General features: G+C 34.6%; 9 protein-coding genes. 2 read left to right on the top strand and 7 right to left on the bottom strand.

The annotated features are described in order from the left end of the window. Positions 1–149 precede the first annotated feature (149 nt). The 4 genes from WCG23_12250 to WCG23_12235 all read right to left on the bottom strand — a co-directional run bounded on the left by WCG23_12250 (position 150) and on the right by WCG23_12235 (position 3,703). Entirely contained in the window at positions 150–1,010 is an 861-nt protein-coding gene (locus WCG23_12250; GenBank protein MEI8390639.1) for a permease-like cell division protein FtsX, read from the bottom strand. A gap of 11 nt (positions 1,011–1,021) precedes the next feature. Beyond that, positions 1,022–1,696 carry a cell division ATP-binding protein FtsE gene (gene ftsE / locus WCG23_12245; protein MEI8390638.1) on the bottom strand — a complete coding sequence of 225 codons (675 nt, stop codon included), beginning with the start codon at positions 1,694–1,696 and terminating at the stop codon, positions 1,022–1,024. Between the two features lie 179 nt (positions 1,697–1,875). After that, positions 1,876–2,826: a transketolase family protein gene (locus WCG23_12240; protein MEI8390637.1), complete on the bottom strand. Its 951-nt coding sequence runs from the start codon at positions 2,824–2,826 to the stop codon at positions 1,876–1,878. 16 nt (positions 2,827–2,842) lie between these two features. Further along, positions 2,843–3,703, bottom strand: a complete 861-nt coding sequence (locus WCG23_12235) for a transketolase (protein ID MEI8390636.1) — start codon at positions 3,701–3,703, stop codon at positions 2,843–2,845. 170 nt (positions 3,704–3,873) lie between these two features. Between WCG23_12235 and WCG23_12230 the strand changes: the two genes are divergently transcribed. Further along, positions 3,874–4,935, top strand: coding sequence for a LysM peptidoglycan-binding domain-containing protein (locus WCG23_12230; protein ID MEI8390635.1), 1,062 nt, complete (start codon positions 3,874–3,876; stop codon positions 4,933–4,935). Positions 4,936–4,944: 9 nt separating this feature from the next. Here the strand turns inward: WCG23_12230 and WCG23_12225 are convergent, their stop codons facing one another. The 3 genes from WCG23_12225 to WCG23_12215 are packed head-to-tail and all read right to left on the bottom strand — an operon-like array spanning position 4,945 to position 7,805. After that, positions 4,945–5,718: a WecB/TagA/CpsF family glycosyltransferase gene (locus WCG23_12225; protein ID MEI8390634.1), complete on the bottom strand. Its 774-nt coding sequence runs from the start codon at positions 5,716–5,718 to the stop codon at positions 4,945–4,947. Positions 5,719–5,750: 32 nt separating this feature from the next. Continuing rightward, positions 5,751–6,830 (bottom strand): polysaccharide pyruvyl transferase CsaB, encoded by a 1,080-nt coding sequence (gene csaB / locus WCG23_12220; protein ID MEI8390633.1) that lies wholly within the window; start codon positions 6,828–6,830, stop codon positions 5,751–5,753. 9 nt (positions 6,831–6,839) lie between these two features. Beyond that, entirely contained in the window at positions 6,840–7,805 is a 966-nt protein-coding gene (locus WCG23_12215; protein ID MEI8390632.1) for a bifunctional riboflavin kinase/FAD synthetase, read from the bottom strand. Between the two features lie 241 nt (positions 7,806–8,046). On the opposite strand from WCG23_12215, the gene WCG23_12210 reads away from it, so the two are divergent. Then, a partial coding sequence (locus WCG23_12210; GenBank protein MEI8390631.1) for an FAD-dependent oxidoreductase occupies positions 8,047–9,254 on the top strand: 1,208 nt, incomplete at its 3' end.

Here is a 9,254-nt window from a genome sequence, read left to right as displayed (position 1 = left end):
AAGAATTAAGTTAAAAAAACTTTATCCTAATAAATTAAATTAACAATGCACTAGTCTTTATTATTAAATGGACAAATGATTCATTTCACTCAGCATGACAAAAAAGTCCTCTCAACATGAAAGAATGTTTTATTTATGCTTTTTTAGATCTAAATTCTTAAATATTTTCTGACGGAAATAAAGCTTCCGAGTGAACCTACAAAAATACCCATCGTCATAAGCACAACAACTACTAAATTTGTAAAAATCGGGGGTTCTCCCATGTTAAAAAACTGAATCATAGACAAAATATAATTTTCGAGAATTCTTAGAGGAATTATAGAAATAATCGCACCGCAAAACCCGTAAAAAGAACCTTGAAGAATATAAGGCGCTCTGATATACCAGTTTCCTACGCCCATCATCCGCATTATTTCAATTTCTTCACTTCTTGATTGAATTACAAGATGGATAGTATTGTTAATAATAGATAAAGTCAGCCCGCCAAGAACCAGAAGCACAACAAATGTTGCAAGGCTGGTCATATCACCGACTTTAATGATTTTTTCCACAATATCTCTCGCATACTGAATACTTTCCACAAATGGCATGTTTTTAACTTTTGTTACCACATATTCGATTTCGGCCTGATTTTTAACTTTTAAACGCAAAGTATCCGGCAAAGGGTTTTTTATATCGGGCACATCCATTTCCTGTTTAAGCTTTTCCCATGCCTGTTCTCTGGGAATGACTTTTATTTCTTTAATATTGCCTATTTTAAATATTTCGGTTTTTGCCGTTTCAGTATTGTAACCCTGCTTTAAATAAACTGAAACTTCGAGTGAATCGCCAAGATGCTCGACAAAATCAGAAATTGCAAGACTGGTTCTGAATAAACAACCAAAAATACTTAATATCGCAGCCATTGTCGTTATTATTATAAGATTCATCCATCTGGTTCTTTGGATACCTTTGAATGTTTCAGAAACAACTCTTTTAATTATTCTTATGTCTGCATTAAAGTGTGACATCGATTTTACCTTTACTCATAAGTTCCTTCATTAATATCTCTTATGACTTTTCCGTTTTCAAGAGTAATAACTCTCTTTTTAAAATGGTTTACCATTTCTTTATCGTGGGTAGCAAGTAATACTGTAGTTCCACGATTATTAACCTGCTCAAGAATTTCCATAATTTCCATACTGGTTTGAGGATCGAGGTTCCCTGTAGGCTCATCCGCAATTAATAAAGGCGGCCCGTTGACTATAGCCCTTGCGATACCTACTCTTTGCTGCTCTCCTCCGGAAAGCTGCGAAGGAAAAGCGTCAAGCCTGTCAAAAAGACCTACTATCTTAAGTGCTCCTGAAACTCTTTTATTTATTTCTCTGTCGCTCATTCCGAGCGCTCTTATGACAAAAGCAACGTTATCAAAGACGTTTTGTTGGGGTAACAGTTTGAAATCCTGAAATACTATACCCATACGTCTTCTTAAATAGGGAATTTTGTTATCCGGAAGTTTTGATACGTCCACACCGCCAATTAAAACCTGTCCGCGTGTGGGTTTTTCTTCTCTATAAATTAAGCGCATTATAGTGGATTTACCTGCTCCGCTTGTTCCGGTCAGAAAAATAAATTCTCCCACCTTTATATGCAGGTTTACAGTGTCCAGCGCTCTTTGTGTTCCATATACTTTGATTGTATTTCTAAATCTTATCATTGTTCTTCTAGCTATAGCCGACTGTTGTTGATTACATCCCGTTTCCTAAAATCCATCCGACAGGCATAAAAAGCCTGTTTTTTGAAAATTAAACTCATTTCAGTATATTATAAAAATAAAATTTTTTGATATTGAAAGATAACTAATTAGCCATGGCAATTTAATCGTCTTAAAAAATTTTATTTATTTTTAACTAATTTTATCGCTTCACTTACAAATTTTTCTGCTGTTAATCCATATTTTGCCATTAACTCGTCAGATTTTCCACTTTGTCCGAATTTATCTCTTACGCCGATTCTTTTAACGGGAACAGGAAAAGTTTCAGACAAAAATTCACATACAGCACCGCCAAGACCGCCTATTATGGAATGATTTTCAACTGTCATAACAGCTTTTGTTTTTTGCGCACTTTGAAGAATCGTTTTTTCATCCAGAGGTTTAATTGTTGAAACATTTATAACTTCAGCAGAAATTCCTTGTTGCTCAAGCAATTCAGCACATTTTAAGCACTCAACTACTGTTTCTCCGTATGAAGCTAATGTTAAGTCTTTACCTTCTCTTAATATATGCGCCTTCATGTCAAATTTATATTCGGATTCCTCAAATAATTCAGGCAGATTAGGTCTTGGAATCCTGAGATAAACAGGACCTTTATATTCAGCGGCAAATCTTACGGCTGCTTTTACTTCAATACTGTCAGCAGGAGCTATTACCAGCATATCAGGCAATACTCTCATCAGGCAAATATCTTCCAGAGCCTGATGGCTTGCACCATCTTCACCAACTGTTAAACCGCCATGAGTTCCTACTATTTTTACGTTAAATTTAGGATATGCAATAGAATTTCTTACCTGTTCCCATGCCCTGCCTGATGCAAATATGGCAAATGTGCTTATAAACGGGATTTTTCCCGCTGAAGCAAAACCTGCTGCTGTTGCTACAGCATCCTGTTCCGCTATCCCCATATTAAAAAATCTTTCAGGACAAGCATTTTTGAAAATTATTGTTTGGGTAGATTTAGACAAATCACAATCTAATACGACAATATCAGGGTTATTTTTCCCTAATTCCGCAAGAGTTTCACCGTATGCAACCCTGAGCGAACTGATTTTTGTTTTATCGGTAATCATTTTTTATTTTCCCTTTTTAAACGGACTTTAATTCATCAATAGCTCTATTGAACTCATCTTCGCTCGGGGCTTTGCCATGCCAGCCGGCATTATTTTCCATAAAGGAAACCCCTTTGCCTTTAATTGTATTGGCAATTATCACAACCGGAGAAGCTTTCTGGCTTCCCAACAAAGAAGCTTTCTGATAAGCTTCATAAATTTCCTGATAATCATGACCGTTGGTTTCGATTACTTCCCAACCAAATGCTCTCCATTTATCAGCAAGAGGCTCAAGCCCCATAACATCTTCTGTATCACCGTCAATCTGGAGTCTATTTCTGTCAATAATGGCAACTAAATTATTAAGCTTATAATGATTGGAAGTCATGGCGGCTTCCCATATCTGACCTTCCTGAAGTTCGCCATCACCTAAAAGAACAAATACTTTTGCGGGATTTTTATCAAGTTTTAAGGAAAGAGCGATTCCGTTTGCAAGAGAAAGCCCCTGTCCTAATGAGCCTGACGGAACTTCAACTCCCTGAACATATTCATTATTGGGATGACCCTGCAATTTTGCGCCTAATTGTCTGAAATTATCAATTTCTGTGGGGCAAAAGTAGCCAAATTCACATAAAACACTGTATAAAGCAGCAGAAGCATGACCTTTTGAAAGGATAAATCTGTCTCTTTTCTTCCATTCATTATCTTCTTTCCATTGAGGAGAAAGTTTCATTATTTTTTTATAAAGAATAAGAAGCAGGTCAATAGATGAAAGTGCGCCTCCGGGATGACCTGATTGCGCTTTGTAAACCATTGTTAAAGCTCTTTTTCTGAGATTTTTAGATATTGATTCTAACTCTCGAAGTTCTTCTTCGTTGAACTTTTTTGTTTGTTCCATATCAGTACTCTTTTCTTGATTGCTTTCTTTGGCTCGGTACATGTTCTTGATTTAGATTATAACCTGCTTAAAAAAATGTGAAAAGTTATGTAACAAAAAAGCATGATTTTCCTTGATATTGTTTTTATATTAATAAGGACGAGGTTTAATCAAGGGAAAAGAGGAAAAACATGTCAGACGTAAAATTAAAAACTTATACCGTTCAAAGTGGCGATAATCTCTGGAAAATTGCAAAAAAACAGGGTATTAAACAAAAAGATATAAACTTTTGGGGACAAAAAATCGCTAAACAGAACAATATTGAAAATTTAAATAAAATAAATGTCGGTCAACAAATTTTGCTTGATACAAATGAGACCTCTTCAACTCAAGATAATTCTCTTTCGCATATTTCCAAACCTGAAAATACTAAATCAGCAGCGCTTGTGTCAGAACATAAAACAAAAGGACTCATACCGCAAAATCCTGCTGAAAAAACTCCTCAGCCGGGTAAAAAATATTTTATTTTTATAGATGCAGCAGGGAAGGATATTCAGCAAGGAAATATTGACGGCAAAGCTTTTACAGAGAATATTGCCGGAAATGCTGATAATAAAATAATTTTAAAACTGCCTACAAAAAAACAAGTCTTAGATACGATAAAATCAACTGTTTCAAAAATTAAACCCGAAGATGAATTAAGTGTTGCCTATAGAGGACATGGCATACAGAGAGGCTTAGGTTACGAAGGAGTTAATGATCCAAGAGAAGGGTTATATCTTTCTAATAAAGAATGTATTGCAGATAATGAACTTGCAACAGCTTTCAAAAAAATGCCAAAAAATTCAAATCTGGTATTTATGGCTGATGCTTGCAAGTCAGGAGGACTGTTTACTGGAAAAGATGATTTAAAAGCTGTCACAGCAAAACAGGGAATTAATTTTATAGGTCTTGCCAGTGCTAGCGATACTCAAAAAGCATCTTCATTTAATAGTCTATTACGCACAGTTGATGATTTATTTAAGAATCCAGTACGTACAATTTTTTCTTTCTTCCAGCATAACCAAAATTCAATTACAGGCGAATCCTTAAAAAAAGCGGTTACGGGCAAACATTTTATTTTTTGGGATGAAGGCGGAGCCTCAAAAAAAGCGGTTACGGGTAAACATTTTTGGGATGAAAAATTATTCAATAGTGAACTTCAATTTACAAGCAATATGAGTGATGAGAAACTCAAACATTTTGAAATATAGATAGTTAAATCAATACTCTTTTCTTGATTTTTCTTTTAAAATGACTGTTCTTATAATAAATAAAGGTAATGCGGGAAACATCCTGCTAAATCTCGACGGTTGTTTAATTAATCTGTACAACCATTCCAATCCAAATATTCTAAAAATTACAGGAGCTCTTTTTACTTTTTTGGCCCAAACATCAAAACTGCCTCCAACTCCTATCATAGTTGTGTGAGGAAGAATTTTTCTGTACCGGTCAATAATATATTCCTGTTTTGGTGCGCCTAATGCCACCAAAAGTAAATGAGGATTTAATTCTTTTAGTTTATCTGTTATTTCCGGCATGTCATTTTCGGAAAAATATCCGCTGCGTGCATAAACAATATTTATTTCAGGATATTTCAGCTTTAATTCTTTTTGAAGCGACTCTATTACTTCTTGGGTTGCCCCTAAAAAAGCTACTTTATAATTATTTTGAGAGCATCTTTCTATTAGTGCTTCAGAAAATTCTATTCCCGCAAGTTTTTTTATATTAAACCCGAGCCTTCTTAAAGCAAGCTCCATGCCGGTGCTGTCAGGAATAACAAGTTCGGCTTTTTTTATTATAACGTCAAGTTCAGGATTTTTTTCGGAAGCAAGTATGATTTCAGGGTTTATTGTAACCACATGAATCCCTTTATCTGCTTTCATGAAATCTTCTGCAATATCCAATGCTTCTTTTTTTGTCACTAAATCCACAGGATAGCCTAAAACACAGGCTCTTTTTTGTTTATGTTCAATTTTATCATTTATATTATTCAATTTATTTTTCCCGCTCCTGCCAAATAAATATTTTAGTCCATAATTATAGTATTAAGCAATAAAATAAAGCTATCTTTGCAGATTTGAGATTTTTTGTCAGAAAATTCTTTTAAATCCTGCCTTATTTTTTCATGATTTGATATTAATTCATCAAGTTTAAGAATAAAATTATCTTTATTTTTATTGATAGAGTTTATATTAATGAAAGGCATTTTTGATTCCAGCGCAAGACTTGTAACTTTAGGATCATAAGATAAAGCCAGCGTCGGCACATTAAAATTAGCAGAAATAAGACAGGCATGAAATCTCATTCCGATAAGATAATCAAGATTTCCAATTAAATTTATACTTTGATCTACGGTTAGACCTGAGAAAATCCTTAATTCCGACTTTAAATTTTTCTTTAACAGGATATCTTTGAATTTTTGCATAATCTCCAGATCATGAGAGTCCTGGAGAGAAATCAAATTAATACAATTTCTTTCATCATTAAATTTTTTACTTATTATATTTGCAATAACATTTATATTTTTGTCTGTAAGCGTTTTCCATGCTCTTAACTGCAATCCGATGTTTATTTTATCAGATTGTAAAAGTTTCTCTTCCGTTGAAATCTCAAGACTCCAGGCAGGATCTGTACCTAAAACAGAGCTGACTCCAAGTTTTTTTAAAAAACTCTGGCTTTCTCTATCCCTAACAGTTATCAGGTCAACATTATTAAGCACAAATCCTGTTAAAATCCTTGCCATTATAGTTTTTATCGGACCTACACCTTGTGCAAATATTATTGTTTTTTGATTAAAATATTTTGCGAGAAAAATTAAACCTAAATAATAGAGCAAACTTCTGGAACTGGTTGCATTCTGGAGAAGACTGCCTCCTCCGCTTATAAATACATCATAGGTTCTCATTCTTTTTATAATTTCTCTTGAATTGAATCTATGAATCGAATCTACTGCATAAATTTTTCTTGTTTTTATCGGATTATTTGAAATTACTGTTATTTTTGGATTAACAAGATGTTTTTTTAATTCGGAAACAATAACGTGCAAAATCGCATCGTCTCCAAAATTATCAAAACCGTAATATCCGGAAATTAAAATCTTTTTCATTTTTTACAATTACCCGAAATTTTTAGCTGAGTGAACAAACTCACAATCTTTTTTTATTTGAATTTTTAACTCATCTAAAGAATCGAATTTTTTTTCATTTCTTATTCTTCTGAGAAAAAAAACATCAATAATTTTGCCGTAAATATCTTCGTCAAAATCAAGAATATGCGCTTCCACCAGATCTTTTTTAAGATCGCCGATAGTTGGTCTTTTGCCAACATTAATTACTGCATGATAAACCTTTGAGTCAATTTTAACAAGACCTGAATATACTCCTTCCAACGGAAGAATTAATTCATCAGGGATAGAAAGATTGGCAGTAGGAAAGCCCAGCGTCCTGCCCAAATGTTGACCGTGAATTATTGTACCTTTTAATTTAAAAGATCTGCCCAAAAACTTTGCTGCAAGATCAACTTCACCTTTTAACAGAAATTTTCTTATCGCTGAGCTGCTTACAACATGGCTGTCAATTTTAACAGGAGAAACTACACCTACTTCATAACCGTATATTTTGCTGTATTCCTCAAGGAATTTGCCGTTTCCCTGCTCATTATGCTCATCAGAAGAATCCGTTTGCTTATGTTTGCTGCTTTGCTGACCAAATCTATGATTATAGCCGATTGTAATGCTTTTTGCATTCAAACAGCCGATTAAAACATTTTCCAGATACTCTTTAGCTGTCATTTTTGCAATATTTTCATTAAAATCAAGCACAATAGCTGCCTGAACTCCCAGACTCTCAAAAAGTTCGAGCCTTTCTTCCAGAGAAATAATAATATTTTGGGGAGATTTGGAAATAACATGACGGGGATGTTTTGAGAATGTTACAACGGCACTGGTTGTTCCGAGTTCTTGAGCTTTTTTAACAGCCTTAAGAATAACTTTTTGATGCCCTAGATGCACCCCGTCAAAAACACCGAGTGCAAGACAGGAAGATTCCAGCAAATTTTCTTTTATTTCTCGAAAAACGAGCAACTCTTAACCGCCTTATTAAAGAATTTTATAAATACCCTGATTTAGATTATAGTATAAATTTCAATTATGAGCTTTTTAATGATTAAACCTCAATTACAAAATAATCAAAACTGCAATTACAGGTGGTCTTTAAGAATTGCATAAGATTATGATTTTTTAAAATATTATGATACTGTTTGTTTCTTTGATGTAATATATTAAAGTCTTGAATTTAAAATTTCAAAAAAAGGATAAATGTATAGTGTACGATGTAGCTATTGTTGGGGCAGGACCTGCGGGAATTTTTTCCGCACTTGAAGTTATTAAGCTTAAACCGGACTGGAAAGTGGCAATTTTCGAAAAAGGTCCGAAAATCACCGAAAGAAAATGCTTAACCAGAAACGGATACAAATGTCCTCCGTGCAAAACCTGTAATTTGCTTTGCGGATGGGGCGGAGCAGGAGCTTTTAGTGACGGCAAACTTACTTTAACTCCTGATGTGGGCGGAAATCTTCTTGATTATATGGACAGAAAAGTTCTTGAAGATTTAATTTCTTATACAGATAACATTTATCTAGAACATGGCGCTACGGAAACCGTTTACGGTGCGAATTCGGATATAATTTCCGACATTGAAAGACGCGCAACTCTGGCGGAATTAAAACTTATATATTCTCCTATAAGACATCTTGGAACAGAAAGAAGTCTTGCTGTTCTTGACAGTATGTACCAAAAAGCTGTCAAAGAAGGTGCTGAAGTTTATCCAAATGAAGTGGCCGAGTCTTTAATAGTTGAAAATTCCGAAGTAAAAGGATTTACAACAAATAAAGGGCAGAAAATATTTGCGAAATACGTAATTATTGCACCGGGAAGAGTTGGCGCAGAATGGCTTACGCAAGAATTAGGCAATCTGGGAATACCGCTTGAAAATAATGCAGTAGACGTAGGTGTAAGAGTAGAACTTCCTGCTCCTGTAATGGAAGAACTTACAGATAAACTTTATGAAGTAAAACTTATCTATAATGCACCGACTTTTGGCGATGACGTAAGAACTTTTTGCATGAATCCTCATGGAGAAGTCGTTTGCGAAAATTATGAAGGAATAACCACAGTTAACGGTCATAGTTGGGCAAATAAAAAAACAAAAAACACTAATTTTGCTCTCCTTGTGAGTAAAAAATTCACAGAACCTTTTAATGAGCCTATAGCTTACGGTCAGCATATAGCAAGACTCGCTAATATGTTAGGCGGCGGGCTGCTTGTTCAAAGATTCGGAGATTTGCTTGACGGAAGAAGATCTACCCCTGAAAAAATAAAACAGGGAACTGTTGAACCGACTTTTAAAGATGCTGTTCCTGGTGATTTGAGTCTTGTCTTGCCTTACAGACACTTGACCAGCATAATTGAAATGATTCAGGCTCTTGATAAAATAGCTCCCGGTGTTGCATCAAGATACACGCTTCTTTACGG

It is taken from the genome of bacterium (assembly GCA_037147175.1).
In the GTDB taxonomy this organism is placed as follows: domain Bacteria; phylum Cyanobacteriota; class Vampirovibrionia; order Gastranaerophilales; family UBA9971; genus UBA9971.
This window is presented reverse-complemented; position numbering and strand designations above follow the sequence as displayed.